Annotated in this window: 18 protein-coding genes and 1 riboswitch; of the genes, 13 read left to right on the top strand and 5 right to left on the bottom strand. The window is 74.2% G+C overall.

Annotated elements, in window-relative coordinates:
* Position 1: 1 nt before the first annotated feature.
* Positions 2-814, bottom strand: a complete 813-nt coding sequence (locus tag ACWAUO_RS02855) for an ABC transporter permease (RefSeq protein ID WP_460772879.1) — start codon at positions 812-814, stop codon at positions 2-4.
* The gene (locus ACWAUO_RS02850; RefSeq protein WP_460772878.1) at positions 811-1,989 is read right to left on the bottom strand and encodes an ATP-binding cassette domain-containing protein; all 1,179 of its coding nucleotides are present in this window, start codon (positions 1,987-1,989) and stop codon (positions 811-813) included. The genes ACWAUO_RS02855 and ACWAUO_RS02850 overlap by 4 nt, the downstream gene beginning before the upstream one ends.
* A gap of 103 nt (positions 1,990-2,092) precedes the next feature.
* Between ACWAUO_RS02850 and ACWAUO_RS02845 the strand changes: the two genes are divergently transcribed.
* From ACWAUO_RS02845 to ACWAUO_RS02820, 6 genes are all read left to right on the top strand, one after another.
* Positions 2,093-3,169 carry an enoyl-CoA hydratase/isomerase family protein gene (locus ACWAUO_RS02845; protein WP_460773283.1) on the top strand — a complete coding sequence of 359 codons (1,077 nt, stop codon included), beginning with the start codon at positions 2,093-2,095 and terminating at the stop codon, positions 3,167-3,169.
* Between the two features lie 5 nt (positions 3,170-3,174).
* Positions 3,175-3,996: an LssY C-terminal domain-containing protein gene (locus ACWAUO_RS02840; RefSeq protein WP_460773282.1), complete on the top strand. Its 822-nt coding sequence runs from the start codon at positions 3,175-3,177 to the stop codon at positions 3,994-3,996.
* A complete protein-coding gene (locus ACWAUO_RS02835) occupies positions 3,993-4,508 on the top strand; it encodes a hypothetical protein (protein ID WP_460772876.1) in 516 nt (171 codons plus the stop codon). The genes ACWAUO_RS02840 and ACWAUO_RS02835 overlap by 4 nt, the downstream gene beginning before the upstream one ends.
* Before the next feature lie 63 nt (positions 4,509-4,571).
* Complete coding sequence (locus ACWAUO_RS02830) at positions 4,572-5,486, top strand: DnaJ domain-containing protein (RefSeq protein ID WP_460772875.1); 915 nt, start codon at positions 4,572-4,574, stop codon at positions 5,484-5,486.
* A gap of 23 nt (positions 5,487-5,509) precedes the next feature.
* On the top strand, positions 5,510-6,835 hold the full coding sequence (locus tag ACWAUO_RS02825) for an SLC13 family permease (protein ID WP_460772873.1): 1,326 nt from the start codon (positions 5,510-5,512) through the stop codon (positions 6,833-6,835).
* A 31-nt stretch (positions 6,836-6,866) separates the two neighbouring features.
* Complete coding sequence (locus ACWAUO_RS02820) at positions 6,867-7,244, top strand: PPOX class F420-dependent oxidoreductase (RefSeq protein ID WP_460772871.1); 378 nt, start codon at positions 6,867-6,869, stop codon at positions 7,242-7,244.
* 6 nt (positions 7,245-7,250) lie between these two features.
* Here the strand turns inward: ACWAUO_RS02820 and ACWAUO_RS02815 are convergent, their stop codons facing one another.
* Entirely contained in the window at positions 7,251-9,029 is a 1,779-nt protein-coding gene (locus tag ACWAUO_RS02815) for a D-alanyl-D-alanine carboxypeptidase family protein (protein ID WP_460772870.1), read from the bottom strand.
* A gap of 34 nt (positions 9,030-9,063) precedes the next feature.
* Positions 9,064-9,173: riboswitch (TPP riboswitch) on the top strand.
* Between ACWAUO_RS02815 and ACWAUO_RS02810 the strand changes: the two genes are divergently transcribed.
* The 3 genes from ACWAUO_RS02810 (at position 9,166) to ACWAUO_RS02800 (ending at position 12,031) form a co-directional block, all read left to right on the top strand.
* On the top strand, positions 9,166-9,798 hold the full coding sequence (locus ACWAUO_RS02810) for an ECF transporter S component (protein WP_460772868.1): 633 nt from the start codon (positions 9,166-9,168) through the stop codon (positions 9,796-9,798). Its footprint overlaps the riboswitch before it by 8 nt.
* Positions 9,795-11,249: an ABC transporter ATP-binding protein gene (locus tag ACWAUO_RS02805; protein ID WP_460772866.1), complete on the top strand. Its 1,455-nt coding sequence runs from the start codon at positions 9,795-9,797 to the stop codon at positions 11,247-11,249. Before ACWAUO_RS02810 ends, ACWAUO_RS02805 begins: the two co-directional genes overlap by 4 nt.
* Positions 11,246-12,031 (top strand): energy-coupling factor transporter transmembrane component T family protein, encoded by a 786-nt coding sequence (locus ACWAUO_RS02800; RefSeq protein ID WP_460772864.1) that lies wholly within the window; start codon positions 11,246-11,248, stop codon positions 12,029-12,031. Before ACWAUO_RS02805 ends, ACWAUO_RS02800 begins: the two co-directional genes overlap by 4 nt.
* Positions 12,032-12,034: 3 nt before the next feature.
* Here ACWAUO_RS02800 and ACWAUO_RS02795 read toward each other — a convergent pair whose 3' ends face one another.
* The gene (locus tag ACWAUO_RS02795; RefSeq protein WP_460772863.1) at positions 12,035-12,424 is read right to left on the bottom strand and encodes an MmcQ/YjbR family DNA-binding protein; all 390 of its coding nucleotides are present in this window, start codon (positions 12,422-12,424) and stop codon (positions 12,035-12,037) included.
* 103 nt (positions 12,425-12,527) lie between these two features.
* On the opposite strand from ACWAUO_RS02795, the gene ACWAUO_RS02790 reads away from it, so the two are divergent.
* Genes ACWAUO_RS02790 through ACWAUO_RS02780 form a run of 3 tightly spaced genes read left to right on the top strand, consistent with a single transcriptional unit; the run spans position 12,528 to position 14,928 of the window.
* A complete protein-coding gene (locus tag ACWAUO_RS02790; RefSeq protein WP_460772861.1) occupies positions 12,528-13,289 on the top strand; it encodes an SDR family NAD(P)-dependent oxidoreductase in 762 nt (253 codons plus the stop codon).
* Positions 13,286-14,089, top strand: a complete 804-nt coding sequence (locus ACWAUO_RS02785; protein ID WP_460772859.1) for an enoyl-CoA hydratase/isomerase family protein — start codon at positions 13,286-13,288, stop codon at positions 14,087-14,089. Before ACWAUO_RS02790 ends, ACWAUO_RS02785 begins: the two co-directional genes overlap by 4 nt.
* Entirely contained in the window at positions 14,086-14,928 is an 843-nt protein-coding gene (locus ACWAUO_RS02780) for an SDR family oxidoreductase (RefSeq protein WP_460772858.1), read from the top strand. Before ACWAUO_RS02785 ends, ACWAUO_RS02780 begins: the two co-directional genes overlap by 4 nt.
* A gap of 16 nt (positions 14,929-14,944) precedes the next feature.
* On the opposite strand, the gene ACWAUO_RS02775 is transcribed toward ACWAUO_RS02780, so the two are convergent.
* Positions 14,945-15,502 (bottom strand): TetR/AcrR family transcriptional regulator, encoded by a 558-nt coding sequence (locus ACWAUO_RS02775; protein ID WP_460772856.1) that lies wholly within the window; start codon positions 15,500-15,502, stop codon positions 14,945-14,947.
* Between the two features lie 128 nt (positions 15,503-15,630).
* Between ACWAUO_RS02775 and ACWAUO_RS02770 the strand changes: the two genes are divergently transcribed.
* Positions 15,631-16,668 carry a hypothetical protein gene (locus tag ACWAUO_RS02770; RefSeq protein ID WP_460772854.1) on the top strand — a complete coding sequence of 346 codons (1,038 nt, stop codon included), beginning with the start codon at positions 15,631-15,633 and terminating at the stop codon, positions 16,666-16,668.
* Positions 16,669-16,810: the final 142 nt, after the last annotated feature.

Genomic DNA, 16,810 nt, shown 5'->3' with positions numbered 1-16,810 from the left:
CTCAGGCGACGTCGCGGCGCCAGCTGGTGATGTGGCCGACGATGAGCAGCACGACGCCGTAGCCGAGGAGCACGAGCCCGCCGCCCCACCAGGGCAGCGCGTCGGGACCGGCGGCCATCGCGCTGAACAGGCTCGAGCCGACGAGCGCGTCGCCCGCGGCGCCGGGCAGGAACCGCGCCGCGTCGGCGACGCCCTCGACGAGGGACCCGCCGAGCCGCAGCAGCGGTTCGACGAACTGGGTGAACGCGAGGACCACGACGATCGCGGCGACCTGGTTGCGGATCACGAGACCGGTCCCGATGCCCACGAGCACCCACAGCACGTAGGCGATGAGGATGCGGCCGAGCAGCGCCCAGGTGTCGGTGCTGGTGAGTTCGGGGTCGAGGCCGAACAGCGCGAGCATGCCGGCGACACCGCCGACCGTGACGACGAGCGCGACCACGCCGTACACGAGTCCCATGACGGCGCCGGCGAGCACCTTCGCCCACAGCACGGTGCCCCGCCGCGGGGTCGCGAGGAACGTGAGGGTGAGGGTCTTGTGGCGGAACTCGCCGGTCACGAGCAGCGAGCCGATGAGGAGCGGGAACACGTAGCCGATCGTGGTGGCGACGGCGTACAGCATCCCGGTGGAGCCCTCGGGGAGCCCGAGCGCGGCGGAGCCGGTGAGCGCGCCGCTCGCGGTCGCGCCGAGGGCGGCGGCCACGCCCGTGGCGCTGAATCCCACGTACACGGCGAGCACGATCGCGAGCACCCACCAGATCGCGGTGGTGAACTGCTTCGTCAGCTCCGAGGAGGTGGCGCGGGCCAGGCTCATCGCTCGCTCCCTTCGGTCGGTTCCTGCGGTTCGTCGGCGGTCGGTGCGTCCGGCTCGTCGAGGAACGCGGGGGCGTCGACGACGTCCGTCGCAGGTTCGGGTGCGGGCGCCTCGGGCGCGGCCTCGGTCGGGGCCGGCTGATCGGAGGGGGTCTCCACGTCCGGGGCCTCGGCCGTGACGGGCTCCGCGCCGAGGTCCGCGGCGTCCTCGACGAGCGGCGAGGCCGGGTCGGGTGCGGCGGCCGGGCCCGCGGCGGCGACCGGCGCGGGCTGCGGCGCGACCCGCACGCCGTTGACGAGCTCGAGGAAGATCTCCTCGAGCTCCGGACCGCGGCGGGTGAGGAGCGAGAGCGCCACACCGGTGCCGGCGACGGCCGCACCGATCTCCGCGGGCTCGGCGCCCCGGACGGCGACGCCGCTGCGGAGCACCTCGGGCTCCCAGCCGCGATCGCGCAGGAGTTGCGTCAGGCCGGCGCGGTCGGGGGAGTCGACGAGGGTGGCGAACTCGCCCGGGTCGGCGAGCTCGTCGAAGGACCCGGCGAACACGAGGTGGCCGCGGCTCATGATGAGCAGCCGGTCGGCGGTCTGCTGCACCTCTCCCAGCAGGTGCGAGGAGACGAGCACGGTGCGCCCCTCACGGGCGAACATGCGCAGCAGCGTGCGCATCCAGGTGATGCCCTCGGGGTCGAGGCCGTTCGTCGGCTCGTCGAGCACGAGCACCCCCGGGTCGCCGAGGAGCGCCGTGGCGAGCGCGAGCCGCTGGCGCATGCCGAGGGAGAACCCGCCGACCTTGCGCCCCGCCACGTCGGCGAGCCCCACGAGCCCGAGCACCTCGTCGGCGCGGGAGCGGGGGATGCCGGCGGCCCGCGAGTACACCGCGAGGTGCCCGGCCGCCGTGCGCCCGGGGTGGAAGCTCGTCGCCTCCAACGCGGCACCCACCGTGCGCAGCGGGTCCTTGAGGTCGGCGTACGCCTTCCCGCCGATGCGGGTGCGACCCGACGTCGGGGCCACGAGGCCGAGCAGCATGCGCAGCGACGTCGTCTTCCCGGCGCCGTTGGGGCCGAGGAACCCGGTCACCGCGCCGGGCTCGATCGTCGCGGTCAGCCGGGACACGGCGGCGACCCTGCCGAAGGTCTTGCTCGCGTCCTCGAATTCGAGCACCTGGCCGTCGGGCATGTGGAACCTCTCCTCGGGGCGGTTGCCCTCCCATCCTGCCGGAATCGTGCCGCGCACACACGGTGGCGCGCTGCCCGGCGGTAACGTTGCGCCCGTGGGTGCGATGGGGGAGACCGGCGGCGCTGCCGCATCCGTCGACGGCGTGCGCGTGCGCACCGAGCGGTCGGTGGGCAGGCTCACCCTCGACCGGCCGCGCGCGCTGAACGCGCTCGACATCCACATGGTGCGTCGCCTGCAGGCCGCGCTGGACGCCTGGCGCGACGCCGTCGACGTCGACGTGGTCGTGCTCGACGGGGCCGGGGAGCGCGGGTTCTGCGCGGGCGGCGACGTCCGGTCGCTCGCCGAGCAGATCCGCGCCGGGCGCCCCGCCGACACGGTGCCGTTCTTCCGCGAGGAGTACGCGCTCGACGCGGCCGTCGCCCAGTACCCGGTGCCGGTCGTCGCGATCGCCGACGGCATCACGATGGGCGGCGGCATCGGCCTCGCCGGGCACGCCGCCATCCGCGTCGTCACGGAGCGCTCGCGGCTCGCGATGCCCGAGACCCGCATCGGGTTCACCCCGGACGTCGGCGGCACGCTGCTCCTCTCGCGCGCCCCGGGCCGGGTGGGGGAGTACCTGGCCCTCACCGGGAGGTCGATGGATGCTGCCGACGCCGTCTACGCCGGGTTCGCCGATCACCTCGTCCCCGCCGACCGGCTCGCCGACCTGCGGGAGGCGCTCGCCTCCCGCGCCGACCCGAACGGTCCAGCCGAGATCGTCCTCCTCTTCGACGAGACGCCGGGGCCCTCCGGGCTCGAGGCGGCACGCCCCTGGATCGACGACGCGTTCGCGGCCGACGACGTGCCCGCGATCCTCGACCGGCTCGACGCCCGGGACGAACCGGAGGCGGCCGCCGCGGCGGCGGACCTGCGGACGCTGTCGCCGACGGCGTTGACGATCACGCTCGAGGCGGTCCGCCGCGCGAGGACGCTGCCCGACCTGCGCGCCGTGCTCGCACAGGAGTACGGCCTGGTCGACTGGTTCGTGACCACCCAGCCCGACCTCGTCGAGGGGATCCGCGCGCAGCTCATCGACAAGGACCGCTCGCCGCGGTGGCGGCCGGCCCGCCTCGAGGACGTGCCCCACGACCTCGTGCAGCAGGCCTTCGCCCACGTCCCCGCGCAGGCGCTGTGGGGGTGAGCCGGATGCGTGGCCGCCGACCGCGTCGCCGCACGTTCTCCATCGGGGCGGCGCTCGACTGGTTCTTCTTCGTCTTCGCCGGTCTCGCGGCGATCTGGCTCGCCTCGCTGAGCCTCACCGAGACGTTCCGCGTCGGCTGGTGGGGCGTGCCGCTCATGGTGGTGTTCTGGCTGCTGCTGGCCTACCTCGTGCTGCCGCGACTGCACCGCATCCTCACCACCGTGTACGTGCCCGACTACTTCATCGGCCGCACCCGCACGAGCGACGGGCTGCTCGGCGACCCGGTGAACCTCGCGCTCATGGGCGGGCAGGAGCAGATCGAGCACGCGCTCCGGCAGGCGGGCTGGACCCGGGCCGACCCGGTGACCCTGCGGTCCTCGTGGCGGATCGTGACCTCCACGCTCAGCCGCCGCAGCTACGGCGAGGCGCCGGTGAGCCCGCTGTTCCTCTTCGGCCGCATGCAGGACTTCGCCTACCAGCAGGAGGTCGACGGCAACCCCGCCCAGCGCCACCACGTGCGGTTCTGGCGCTGCCCGGACGACTGGCTGCTCCCCGGCGGACGCCGGGTGGACTGGCTCGCCGCCGGCACCTTCGACACCGCCGTCGGGCTGTCCCTGTTCACGCTGCAGGTCACCCACCGCATCGACGCCGACACCGACATCGAACGCGACCACATCGTGCGCACCGTCACCGAGGCGGAGCCGGCCGTGCGGGTCGACGTCATCCGCGATTTCTCCACCGGCTACCACGCCCGCAACGGCGGCGGTGACAGCATCCGCACCGACGGCGACCTGCCCATCATCGACGTCCGGGGGGTGATGGTGTGACCGAGGAGCCCCGGAAGCGTCCCGCCTTCGAGTCGCCCGCGCGGCTCGCGCAGCGGCCGGAGGCCGACCCGACGATGAAGCGGCCCATCAGCACGGTCGCCGGTGCCGTGCTGGTGTTCCTGCGCGTGGCGGCGGGCCTGCTGTGGATGCTGGCGCTCACCCTGCGCTGGCCCGAGCTCGTGCACGCGGTCGACGCGCAGCTGGACGGGGTGTCGCTCGACGCGGACGAGCTGGGCCTCGGGCTCGGGGTCATCTGGGCCGTCGCGGGCGTCGTGCTCGGCATCGACCTCGCGTTGGGCGTGCTCATCCTGCTCGGGTTCAACACCCCGCGGGTGATCGTCATGCTGTTCGCGGTGGTCTCGACCACCTCCGCGTTCGTCGCCTGGTGGGCGACCGGGCAGGAGATCCACATCGACACGACGCTGCTCACGGTGGCGCTCGACATCCTCGTGCTGCTGGCGCTGTCCAGCCGCAGCGCCGCCGCCTACGCGCGGCGCAACGAACGCCGCTGAGGGTCGGCGCACAGGCCCGCCGCGTTAGCCTGGGACGTCGCCGACGGCAGGAGAGGAGCAGACGTGTTCGACAGCCCGCTCTCCGACTCCGCGTACGAGGTGCTCGGCGTCGCGGCCGATGCGAGCGACGAGGACCTCCGCCGTGCGTTCCGGCAGCGGCTGCGGCAGACCCACCCCGACACCGGCGGCGACGCGGCCGAGTTCGTGCGCGTGCAGCGGGCGTGGGAGCTGGTCGGCACCGTCGAGGCCCGGCTCGCCTACGACCGCGGCCACGGGTTCTCGGTCGACCCGGACCCCGACCCCGCGCACTGGCGTCCGCCCGCCTCGCGCACCGACACCCGTCCCCGCGCCCGGTCGGCCGGTCACCCCGGCGGCTGGCGCCGCGAGCGCTACCTGACCCTCATGCGAGAGTGGGCCGGTCGCGGCGTCGACCTCCCCGACCCCTACGACCCGGGCCTGCTGCGGTCGGCGCCGCGCGAGCTGCGGCGCCTGCTCGCCGACGCGCTCGCCGAGGAGGCCACCGCCCGGGTCGTCGCCGACCTCGGCATGGGGTACACGGTCTGGCACGACGTCGCCACGGGCGACCCGGACGCGAAGCTCGACCACGTCGTGCTCGGCCCGAGCGGCCTGTACGGCGTGCTCAGCGAGGACTTCGGCGGACCCGTCGGCTTCCGCCGGGGCGAGATCGTCGGCCCGGCCGTCCCGGACGCACCGGTCACCCGGCTCACCGGCGGGATGCGGCACGTCGCGCGTGCCGGCAAGGTGCGCTTCGGCGGCGGGATCGTGGTGCTGCCCGACGAGGACGTGCCCCAGGCGATCACCGAGCTCGGGAAGGTGCGGGGCCTGCCGATCGTGGTCGCCGGGCGCTCCGCGCTGTCGACCGTGCTCCGTCGCGGCGTCCCGGGCGCGCGGGACATCGGCGGCAACGAGGTGTTCGACATCCGCACCCGGCTGGACCAGACCGTCCGGTTCGTCTGACCGCCCGCGGGTAGCGTGGGACCGTGGACCCCGCGGCCTGGACCTTCGCCATCCTGGCGCTCGCCGTCGTGGCGTTCCTCTCCGGCCGCATCCCGCTCGAGGTGGTCGCGGTCGCGGTGCCGGTGGCGCTGTGGGCCACCGGTGTCCTCACCCTCCCCGAGGCCTTCGCCGGGTTCGGCGACCCGACCGTGCTGTTCATCGCGAGCCTGTTCGTCGTCGCCGCCGCCCTCGAGGCGACCGGCTGGACCGCCCTCGCCGGCCGGGCGGTCGTGGCCAGGGCCGGCCGGCGGCGCACGCCGATCGTGCTGCTGCTGGCGCTGCTCGTGGCGGTGCTGACCGCGTTCATCAGCATCAACGGTGCGGTCGCCGCGCTCGTGCCGGTGGTCGCCGTCATCGCCCGTCGCGCCGGGCTCCCCGCATCCCAGCTCATGATCCCGCTCGCGTTCATCGCCTCGGCGGCGTCGCTGCTCACGTTGACGGGCACCCCGGTGAACGTCGTCGTCTCCGAGCTCGCCGTCGATGCGGTCGGCCGTGGCTTCGGGTTCTTCGAGTTCGCGCTCGTGGGTGTCCCGGTGCTGCTCGCCACGGTCGCGGTCGTGCTGCTCCTCGGGCCGCGGCTGCTCCCCGCGCACCCGACACCGCCGGTGCGCACCGCGCCCAGCGGCCGGGAGGGCGAGACGCTCTCGCTCGTCCCGGAGGTCGTCCGCACCGGCGCCATCCGGCTGCCGCGCCGCCGGGGCGTGTGGGCGCGCGACCTGCAGCGCGGTGCGCGGCGCACGCTCGTGATCGCGGTCGTCATGATCGTGCTGCTCGCGACCGGACTGGTCCCGCCCGTGATCGCGGGACTCCTCGCGGCGGGTGCGATCGTGCTCACCCGCGTGCTGGCGCTGGAGCAGCTGTACCGCTCGATCTCGTGGACGACGCTCGTGCTCATCGCCGGGATGATCCCGCTGTCCGCCGCGTTCCTCTCGACCGGTGCCGCCGACATCGTGGCGGTCTGGATCCGCGCGCTCGTCGGCGACGGCGCCCCGCAGGCGGCGCTGCTCGTGCTGTGCCTGGTGGTGTTCGTGCTGGGGCAGTTCATCTCCAACGTGGCGACGGTGCTCATCGTCGCCCCGGTGGCGGGTGCGCTCGCCGAGGGGATGGGGGTGAGCCCGCTCACGTTCCTCATGGGACTCACGGTCGCCGGCGCCGCATCCTTCCTCACCCCGGTGGCGACGCCCGCGAACCTCATGGTGATGGCGCCCGGCGGCTACCGGTTCGGCGACTACTGGCGGCTGGGTCTGCCCCTCATGCTCGTGTTCCTCGCCGCCGCCGTGCTCTACGTGCCGCTCGTCTGGCCGTTCTGAGCGCACCCTCATCGCGTGGCAGGGTGGAGGCGTGATCACCGACGAGGCGCGCGCCTTCCTCCGCGAGTACCACCTGGCCACCCTCGCCACGGTCGGCCGGCACGGCCGCATCCATCAGGTGCCGGTCGGCATCACCTGGGAGGACGGGATCGTCCGGGTGATCGGCAGCCGCGGCACGCAGAAGTTCCTGAACGCCGAACGGTCCGGGCGGGCGAGCGTGTGCACCGTCGACGGGGGTCGATGGCTCACGTTCGAGGGGTCGGCCCGCGTCGTGGCCGATCCGGATGCGGTCGCGCACGCCGTCGCGCTGTACGCCGCGCGCTACCGGCAGCCCGCGCCGAACCCGCAGCGCGTGGTGCTGGAGATCACGGTCGAGCGCGTCCTCGGGTCGCCTGCGTTCCGCGCCTGAAGCGGCTCACACCAGGCCGAACAGCTCCAGCGGGTGCGTCAGCCGCCACCACGGGCTCGGGCCGGTGACGTCCGCCGCCAGCAGCAGTTCGACGCTCGCGCTGTCGCGCGGCCCGGTCGCGGTGAGGGAACCGACGACGTCGCCCTCCGTCCGGGCGTCGCCGAGCGAGAACACCGTCTCGGTCGTCGCGGCGGTGCCGTTCCACAGCACGACGGACGCGTCCGCGGCGGTGACGATCGCGATCGGGTCGCCCCACCGTGTCTCGACCTGTCCCACGGTCGTGCCCACCGGCACGCTCGGCACCGGCTGCAGCTCCTGCTCGAGCTGGGCGAACAGCGCCTGGGTCGCGGCGTCCCGGGTGTCGTTGTCGGGCTGGCCCTGCACATCGGCGTAGACCCGGACGACGGTCTCACCGACCGTGATGTCCTTCGCCGACAGCAGGTTGTACGCGTCGAGCGTGCCGGTCTTGATGCCGACCACGCCGGGGTCGGCGAGCAGGCGGTTCGTGTTGTCCACGATGCCCGCGCCGGGGAGCTCCACGGTCTGGGTGCGGACGATCTCGGCGATGACCGGGTTCGCGAGCGCGCGCTTGCCGAGGGCGAGCAGGGCCTCCGGCGTGCCGATGTTGGCGGGTTCGATGCCGGTCGGCTCCACCACGCGCACGCCGGTGATGCCGCGCTGCGCGAGCCAGTTGTTCGCGGCGGCGGCGAAGACCGCGTCGGTCGGCCAGTACGTCTGGGCCAGCCGGTCGGCGTAGTTGTTGGCCGAGCCGATCAGCATCCCCTGCAGCATCTGGTACATCGTCAGGCTGCCGCCGACCGGCACGTCGAGCGCGGACTCGCCGCGTGAGAGGTACCCGCGGTAGGCGGTGCGGTCCGCGGCGGTGAACTGGAAGGAGCGGCCCTGCTCGCCGGGGGTCAGGGGCTCCTGCTCGAGCACCAGCAGCGCGGTCACGATCTTCGTGATGCTCGCCATCGGCGCCGCGTCGCCGCTGGAGGCGACCGCGGGACCGACGCCGTCGGCGACGACCGCCGCGATGCCCTCGGCCGGCCAGGCGGGCGTGGCCGGGGCCGCGGCCACCGGCTGTACCGAGATCGCCGAGACGGTCGGGGCGACCGCGTGCAGCGGCCACGCGAGCAGGGTGCCGCAGTAGGCGACGACGATCGTGAGGATGAGGCCGAGCGGCACGAGCACACCCGGGCGCCATGGGGACCGGCGCGGTGCGCGGGCGAGGAGGTCTGCGGCCACGGGCGTGTAGCCGCCGGTCTGCGCCGTGAGCTGCAGCTGCGGCGTGGTCCGGGCGAGGACGTCGCGCTCGTCCACCCAGGACAGCGCGGTCGGGGGGATGACGACCGGCACCGGGGGCTCCGCCGCGGCGGCGGGTTCGGGTTCCTCCTCCGGCACGGGCTCGGATCCGGGCGCGGACCCGACCTCGGTCTCCGGTTCCGGCACCGCCTCGGGCGCCGCCGCGGGCTCGGGCTCCGGTTGCGCCGGGGCGACGGCCACGGGGGCGGTGTCGGGCTCCGGGTCGGCCTGCTCGTCCGCATCCGCGGGCTCCGGGAGCACCGCGGGCTCGACCGGGACCGGCTCGGGCGTCGGAACGGACGCGGTGACGGGGTCGCCGGATGCCGGAGCGGTCGTCTCCTCGTCGGCGGTGAGCGCCGCGGCCGCCACGAGCAGCGGCACGGCGGAGGCGTCGTCGACGGGCGGGGTCGGGACCTCGACCGAGGGGGCCTTCCGTGCTCGCAGGTCGCGTCGGGTCGGTGGCGGGCCTTCGAGCGTCACCCGCCTAAGGTATCGCGCCGGTGTCTATACTCGGCACCACACCCACGGGAGTCCGGTGAGCCGGGCTGAGAGGAAGCGATCCACGCTTCGACCGTCGAACCTGATCCGGATCATGCCGGCGCAGGAAGGAGCACACATGCACGCGTCCACAACCACGTCCGCGCCCACTCGGGGCCGCTTCCGCTGGCGGGTCGTCGACATCGTCGTCGCCAGCGTGGTCGGCGTCGCCGCCGGCGTCATCTTCTGGGTCTGGGGGCAGGCCTGGACCCCGCTCAGCACGGTGCTGGCGTTCCTGCCCGGCCTCGAGGGCCTGCTGTCCGGCGGCTGGCTGTTCGCCGGCGTGCTCGGCGGTCTCATCGTCCGCAAGCCGGGTGCCGCGCTGTACACCGAGGTCGTCGCCTCCGTCGTGTCGATGGCCGTGGGCACCCAATGGGGCTTCCTCACATTCGTGTGGGGCGTGCTCGAGGGGCTCGGCGCCGAGCTCGGCTTCGCGATCCTGCTCTACGCCAACTGGCGGATGCTGGGCGCGCTCGTCTCCGGGGCCCTCGCCGGCCTGTCGGTCGGGCTCCTGGACACCACCTTCACCTCCATCGCCGCCTACGAGTTCGGGCCCCGCGCGATCTACCTGGTGTCCGCGATCGTCAGCGGTGTCGTGATCGCAGGCTTCGTCTCGTGGTTGCTCGTCCGGGCGCTCGCGCGCACCGGAGCGCTCGACCGGTTCGCCGCGGGCCGGGAGGCCCGGGCGGTCGATCGCGCCGACGCCGCGTGAGCGGCGCCCGGGTCGAGGCGCGCGGATGGGGGTGGCGGCACGCCGGCCGCCGTCGGTGGGCGGTCTCCGGGCTCGACCTCGAGATCGAGCCGGGGGAGCGCATCCTGCTGCTTGGCGCCAGCGGCGCCGGCAAGTCCACCCTCCTCCGCGGCCTCGCCGGGGTGCTCGGCGACGCCGAGGACGGCGAGGGCGCCGGCGTCCTGACCGTGGACGGGCGCGACCCGGCGGCCGCGCGCGGCCGGGCCGGCCTCGTGCTGCAGGACCCGGACTCCCAGGTCGTGCTGGCGCGGGTCGGTGACGACGTCGCGTTCGGTTGCGAGAACCTCGGCGTCGGGCGGGACGAGATCTGGCGCCGCGTCGACGCCGCACTCGACGCGGTCGGACTCCGGGTGCCCCGGGAGCATCCGACGACGGCCCTCTCCGGCGGGCAGAAGCAGCGCCTCGCACTCGCCGGGGCGCTCGCGATGTCGCCCGGACTGCTGCTCCTGGACGAGCCGACCGCGAACCTCGACCCCGTGGGTGCCGTGCAGGTGCGCGACGCGGTGACGGATGCGGCGGCCCGCACGGGCGCCACGCTCGTCGTCGTCGAGCACCGGGTGGCGCTGTGGGCCGACCACGTCGACCGGGTCGTCGTCATCGACGCCGCCGGCGGGGTGCTCGCCTCGGGGTCGCCGAACACGGTGTTCGCCGACCACGCCGAGACCCTCACCGCCGCCGGCGTGTGGGTGCCGGGCGTCCGGCCCGTCGTGACCGTGCGAGCGCGCACCGATCCCGCCCCCGCACTCCTCACCGCCGCCGCGCTGTCGGTCGGGCGCCGCGACTTCGGTGAACGGACCCCGCGGGTGGCCGCGAGCGGCATCGACCTCACGCTCCGCCGTGGCCGCACGCTCGCGATCACCGGCCCGAACGGTGCCGGCAAGTCCACCCTCGCGATGACCCTCGCGGGCCTTCGCGAACCCGTCGCCGGCACCGTCGTCGCCGACCCGGTGCTGCGCGGCGGCGCGCGGGCGGAACCGCACCGGTGGCGCTCCCGGGAACTCCTCACCCGCATCGGGATGGTGTTCCAGGAGCCGGAGCATCAGCTGCTCACCGGCCGCGTGCGCGACGAGCTGGCCGTCGGCCCCCGCGCGCTCGGACTCGGCGAGGCGGACATCGCCGCGCGGGTGGACCCCCTCCTCGATCGCCTCCGGCTCGGACACCTCGCCGAGGCGAACCCCTTCACGCTCTCTGGTGGGGAGAAGCGCCGCCTGACGGTGGCCGCGGCGATCGTGACGGAGCCGGCCGTACTACTGCTGGACGAACCGACCTACGGCCAGGACGCCCGCACCTGGCGTGAGCTCGCCGACCTCATCGACGGGCTCCGTGCGGCGGGGACCGCGATCGGCATGGTCTCGCACGACCCCGAGCTGGTCGGACTCCTCGCCGACGAGGTGGCGGAGGTGGGCGCATGAGCCTGTTCGTGCTCGACGTGCGCCGCAGCCCGCTCGCCCGGGTGAACTCGGTCACGAAGCTCGCCGCGACCCTCGTCCTCTCCGTCACCCTGCTGCTGTCGATCGATCCGGTCTCCGCCGGGGTGACCCTCGCGGCGACACTGCTCCTCCTCCCGTTCGCACGGCTGCCGTTCCGGCAGGTGTGGATCCGGGTGCGCCCGGTCGTCGCGGCCGCGCTCATCGCCGGCGCCGCGACCGTGCTGTACGGCCGGGTGTCCGGCGCCGTCTTCTTCGAATGGGGGCTCGTGCGCGTGAGCGAGGGATCGCTCGAGCTCGCCGCCGCGATCGTCCTCCGCGTGCTCGCGATCGCCGTCCCGTCGATCCTGCTGCTGGCCACGACCGATCCCACCGACCTCGCCGACGGGCTCGCGCAGCTGCTGCGGCTGCCCGCCCGATTCGTGCTCGGCGCGCTCGCGGGGCTCCGCCTCGTCGGGCTCCTCGTCGCCGACTGGCGCGAACTCGGGATGGCCAGGCGGGCGCGCGGCGTCGCCGACACCGGCCGCATCCGCCGGTTCCTCGGGCAGGCGTTCGCACTGCTCGTGCTCTCGATCCGCCGCGGCACGAAGCTCGCCACCGCGATGGAGGCCCGGGGGTTCGGGGCGGAAGCGCCGCGCACCTGGGCGCGACGGTCCACGGTCGGCCGGCGCGATGCCGTGCTGCTCCTGCTGGCCGTGGTCATCGCGGCGGTCTCGGTCGCCGCCGCAGTGCTCGCCGGCACCTGGACGTTCGTGTTCAGCCTCTGAGGTTCACCCGTCGAGCTCCCGCAGCAGCCGGGCCGGCGCCGTCGCCCGGTACGAGGCGTCGATGAGCTCTGCGACCTCGTCCCAGTCCGTGCCGGTGTCGAGGTCCAGCCCCAGCCAGCCGTGCGGGCCGAGGTACGCGGGCACCCAGAACCGCGGATCCTGCCGGAGCGCCGGTTCGTCGTCCGCATCCGGGCGCACCAGCACGGCCGAGTCGTGTCCCTCCCACGTCCCGTCCACCCGGCGACTGCCGCCGAACCAGCAGAACGTGCGGGCGGTGGCGAAGTTCGGGCGGCCATGGCTCACCCGCTCCCACGCGCCCGGGTAGGCGAGGCACAGCGCACGGACCCGGTGGAGGGCCGGATCGTCCGGATCCGCCATGAAGGGGTGGGCCACGTGCTCATCCTGCCCCGGTCCACGGTCGTCCGGTACCCCGCTCCCGTGCGGCACTGAGTGCCCCGTATGCTGACACCGGATGCCGAGATTCGAAGGAGAACGCATGGACATCACGGGAGCCTCAGCCCTCGTCACCGGAGGTGCGAGCGGCCTCGGGCACGCCACCGCCGCAGCCCTCGCCGCAGCCGGCGCGATCGTCACGATCGTGGACCTCCCCTCCTCGCCGGGTGCCGAGCGCGCCGCCGAGCTCGGCGGGTCGTTCTTCCCCGCCGACGTCACCAGCCCCGACCAGGTCGCCGAGGCCGTCGCCCAGGCGGCGACCGCCGGGCCGCTGCGGGTCGTGGTCAACTGCGCCGGCATCGCCCCGCCGGCCAAGGTGCTCGACCGCGAGGGCAACCCCACGCCGCTCGCCGATTTCGAGAAGCTCGTGAAGGTGAACCTCGTCGGCACGTACAACGTCATCTCGCAGGCGGCCGCGGCCATCGCCCGCACCGAGCCCACCGCCGACGGTGACCGCGGCGTCATCGTGAACACCGCCAGCGTCGCCGCGTTCGACGGGCAGATCGGCCAGCCCGCCTACTCCGCCTCGAAGGGCGGCGTGCACGCCATGACGCTCCCCATCGCCCGCGAGCTCGCCCGCCACGGCATCCGCGTCGCCACGATCGCCCCCGGCATCATGGAGACCCCGATGCTGAAGGGTCTGCCGCAGGCCGCGCAGGACTCCCTCGGTCAGCAGGTGCCCTACCCGCAGCGGCTCGGCCGCCCCGAAGAGTACGCGTCGCTGGTGCTCGAGATCGTCCGCAACGGGTACCTGAACGGTGAGACCATCCGCCTCGACGGTGCGATCCGGATGGCGCCGCGGTGAGCGACCCCATCCGCTACCGGGTCGAGGACGGCCTCGCGCACATCACCCTCAACCGGCCCGCCAGCCTCAACGCCTTCGACGACGTGCTCGCCCACGAGTGGGCGCGGGTCACCGTCGACGCCACCACGCGGGACGACGTCGGCGCGATCCTGCTGGATGCGGCGGGCCGGGCGTTCTGCGCCGGCGGCGACGTGCGGGCCATGGCCGAGCGGATGGAGTCCGGTGCGGACATCCACCGGCTCGCGCAGGTGATCAACACCGGCATCCGGGCGCTCGCCGAATCGTCGATCCCGGTCGTCGCCGCAGCCCACGGCACGACCGCCGGCGGGGGACTCGGCATCCTCCTCACCAGCGACTACGCGATCGTCGGGGCCGACTCGCGCATCGGCAGCCTCTACGCGAACATCGGCCTCACCCCCGACCTGTCGGTCTCGGCCCACCTCGCCCGCGCCGTCGGGGAGCGTCGCGCCCTGCAGCTCGTGCTGCAGGACCGGATGCTCACCGCCGACGAGGCGCTCGCCTGGGGACTCGTCGCCGAGGTCGTGCCCGGCGACGACCCGGACGCCATCGCGGATGCGGTCCGCGCCCGGGCGGCCGAGGTCGCGCGGTTCTGGCTCGCCGGCGCCGCCGGGGCGTACGGTCAGGCCAAGCGACTCATCCGGTCGAGCGCCGACCGGGTGTTCGCCGACCAGCTGGCGGAGGAGGCGCGGTCCATCGGCGCCGCCTTCGACGGTCCCGAGGCGAAGACGCGGGTCGCCGCGTTCGCCGCAGCATCCCGCCGACCGAAGGAGCAGGCATGAGCATCGAGGCACCCCTGTCCGGCAAGACCCTGCTGATCTCCGGCGGCAGCCGCGGGATCGGCCTCGCGATCGCCCTGCGTGCGGCGCGGGACGGCGCGAACATCGCCCTGCTCGCCAAGACCGGCACCCCGCATCCGAAGCTCGAGGGCACCGTGTTCACCGCCGCCGCGCAGATCGAGGAGGCGGGCGGCCGGGCACTGCCGATCGTCGGCGACGTGCGCGACGAGGACGCCATCACCGAGGCCGTGCTGAAGACGCAGGGCGAGTTCGGCGGCATCGACGTCGTCGTGAACAACGCCAGCGTCATCGACCTCTCCGGGTCGGGCGAGCTCAGCACGAAGAAGTACGACCTCATGCAGGACGTCAACGTGCGCGGCACCTTCCTGCTCTCCCGCGCGGCGCTGCCGGCGCTGCGGCACTCTGCCAACCCGCACATCCTGTCGCTGTCGCCGCCGCTGAACCTCTCACCGCGGTGGCTCGGCGCGCACACCGGGTACACGCTCGCGAAGTACGGCATGACGATGGTGACGCTCGGGCTCGCCGCCGAGTTCGCCGAGGCCGGCATCGCCGCGAACACCCTGTGGCCGCGCACCACGATCGCCACCGCCGCGGTGCAGTACTCCCTCGGCGGCGAGCGGATGATGCGGGCCAGCCGCACGCCGGAGATCTACGCCGACGCCGCGTACGAGGTCGTGACGCAGCCGTCGCGGGAGTACACCGGCCACACGCTCGTGGTGGAGGACGTGCTCGAGTCCGTCGGCGTCACGGACTTCTCGCGGTACGCCGCCGTGCCCGGCACCCCCGACTCTGAGCTCTTCCCCGACATCTTCCTCGACTGACCTGCGCGCTCGCGTCTCAGGCGCGCAGGCCCGCCTCCAGGATCGCCATGAGGCGGGGGACGAGGCGCGGTGCGGCCTCCTGCACGGCCTGCGGCTGCGGCCGGGTGAGCATGCCGACCGCGACGACGAGCTCGAGCGCGTCGAGGTCGACCCGCACGAGCCCGCTGCTGCGCGCGGCGGTGAGGAGCATCGACACGCGCGCGAGCGCGCGGTCCTGCGCGGCCCGGACCTCGGGTGAGAGCGCGCCCTCCGCGATGTGGTGCGCGAGCGCGTCCGTGAGTGCGCCCAGGTCTAGTTCGACGAGGCGCTCGAGGAACCCGTGCCACGCGGCGTCGGGGTCGTCGTCGAACCGCCCGAGCTGCGTCGCCGCCGCGTCGTGGATGTCGGCGAGGATCGCGAGTGCGACCGCGTCCGCGAGCTCGGCACGCGAGGAGAAGTTGCGGTAGAGCGTCGCGATCCCGACCCCGCTCGCTTCGGCCACGGCCTCGAGGGCGATGCCCGCGCCGTGCGCGGCGAAGAGGGAGCGTGCCTCGCGGACGATCGTCTCGCGTCGGCGTACGGCATCCGCGCGCATGGATCCCCCTCTCGTGGTGCCACCCATGGTGCCCCGAAAACGGATGCGGCGGCGACTCCCAGCTTAAGTGGAGGAAAGTCCTCCGTATAATCGGAGGAACAACCTCCACTTTGATCCGGGAGCACGGCATGACCACCACCACCGAGACCACCCCTGCGGAGCCCGCCGCCGCATCCGCCCGGCGGACGCCGCCGCGCTGGGTCATGCTCGCGGGGCTGACCGCCGGGCTCGGCGTCATCCTCGTGGTGCTGCTGCTGGTGTTCATCATGCCGTCGCTGAAGAGCGGCCCCCATGGCCTGCCGCTCGGCGTCGTCGGCGCCCCGGCGGTCGTCGAGCAGGTCGAGACCGGCCTCGAGTCCGCAGCGCCCGGTGCGTACACGACCGAGTCCTTCGCGTCCGAGGGGGCGCTGCGCAGCGCCATTCAGGACCGCGACGTCGTCGGCGGCGTCGTCGTCGACCAGGACGGCGTGCACACGCTCGTCGCGAGCGCCGGCTCCGCCGTCATCTCGGCGACCGTGACCGCGACCGGGGAGGCGCTCGCCGCCGCCACCGGTGTCGAGGCGAGCGTGACCGACGTCGTGCCGCTGCCGGAGACCGACCCGTCCGGCGTCGGCATCGGCGGGCTGGCGTTCCCGCTCGTGTTCGGCGGCATCGTGCCCGCCGTCGCCTTCCGCAAGGTGTTCGCCAAGAGCCTCGGGTGGGCGGTCGCCGGTATCGTCACGTTCGCCGCGGTCGGCGGCGTGGCGGTCGCGGCCGTGCTCGCGTTCCTCTTCGGCAGCATCGCCGCGAGCGCGTTCTGGCCCGTCGCCGCCGCCATGGCCCTCGGCATCGCCGGCCTCGCACTGCCCCTCGCGGGACTGCAGGAGCTCTTCGGCGGCAAGGGGTTCACGATCGGCGCGATGGTGATGATGTTCGTCGGCAACCCGCTCGCCGGCATCTCGACCACGGGTGCGTGGCTGCCGACCGGCCTCGGTCTCATCGGGCAGCTGCTGCCCCCGGGGGCTTCGGGCACCCTCGTCCGCTCCGCCGCCTACTTCGGTTGGGCCGGCGGCCTCACCGCCGGGCTGACCCTCGCGGTCTGGGTGCTCGCAGGCGTGCTGCTCCTCGTGGTGGGCGCCGCCCGCTCGCGTCGCCGCGCGGTCCTCGAGGTCGCACAGGCCGCCTGACCCGCCTGCCGCGGCGTGCACAACTGCGGAGTCCATGCCGGACACGCCGGGTGCACCGCATCCGCGGTCGGCGTGTCGGCGACGATCTCCGCAGTTGTGCTCGGGGGCCGGCGGCGGGATGCGGCGCATGCGCTCGGGCTGG

It is taken from the genome of Microbacterium sp. GXF7504, assembly GCF_054798235.1.
Note: the sequence above shows the minus strand (reverse complement) of the source record. Positions and strands in the feature narration are given on the sequence as shown.

Bases quoted from the DNA above. Each gene is read 5' to 3' on its own strand.
- ACWAUO_RS02850 (WP_460772878.1), bottom strand. From the start codon at position 1,989: ATGCCCGACGGCCAGGTGCTCGAATTCGAGGACGCGAGCAAGACCTTC.
- ACWAUO_RS02855 (WP_460772879.1), bottom strand. From the start codon at position 814: ATGAGCCTGGCCCGCGCCACCTCCTCGGAGCTGACGAAGCAGTTCACC.
- ACWAUO_RS02840 (WP_460773282.1), top strand. From the start codon at position 3,175: ATGCGTGGCCGCCGACCGCGTCGCCGCACGTTCTCCATCGGGGCGGCG.
- ACWAUO_RS02770 (WP_460772854.1), top strand. From the start codon at position 15,631: ATGACCACCACCACCGAGACCACCCCTGCGGAGCCCGCCGCCGCATCC.
- ACWAUO_RS02790 (WP_460772861.1), top strand. From the start codon at position 12,528: ATGGACATCACGGGAGCCTCAGCCCTCGTCACCGGAGGTGCGAGCGGC.
- ACWAUO_RS02800 (WP_460772864.1), top strand. From the start codon at position 11,246: ATGAGCCTGTTCGTGCTCGACGTGCGCCGCAGCCCGCTCGCCCGGGTG.
- ACWAUO_RS02780 (WP_460772858.1), top strand. From the start codon at position 14,086: ATGAGCATCGAGGCACCCCTGTCCGGCAAGACCCTGCTGATCTCCGGC.
- ACWAUO_RS02845 (WP_460773283.1), top strand. From the start codon at position 2,093: ATGGGGGAGACCGGCGGCGCTGCCGCATCCGTCGACGGCGTGCGCGTG.
- ACWAUO_RS02810 (WP_460772868.1), top strand. From the start codon at position 9,166: ATGCACGCGTCCACAACCACGTCCGCGCCCACTCGGGGCCGCTTCCGC.
- ACWAUO_RS02775 (WP_460772856.1), bottom strand. From the start codon at position 15,502: ATGCGCGCGGATGCCGTACGCCGACGCGAGACGATCGTCCGCGAGGCA.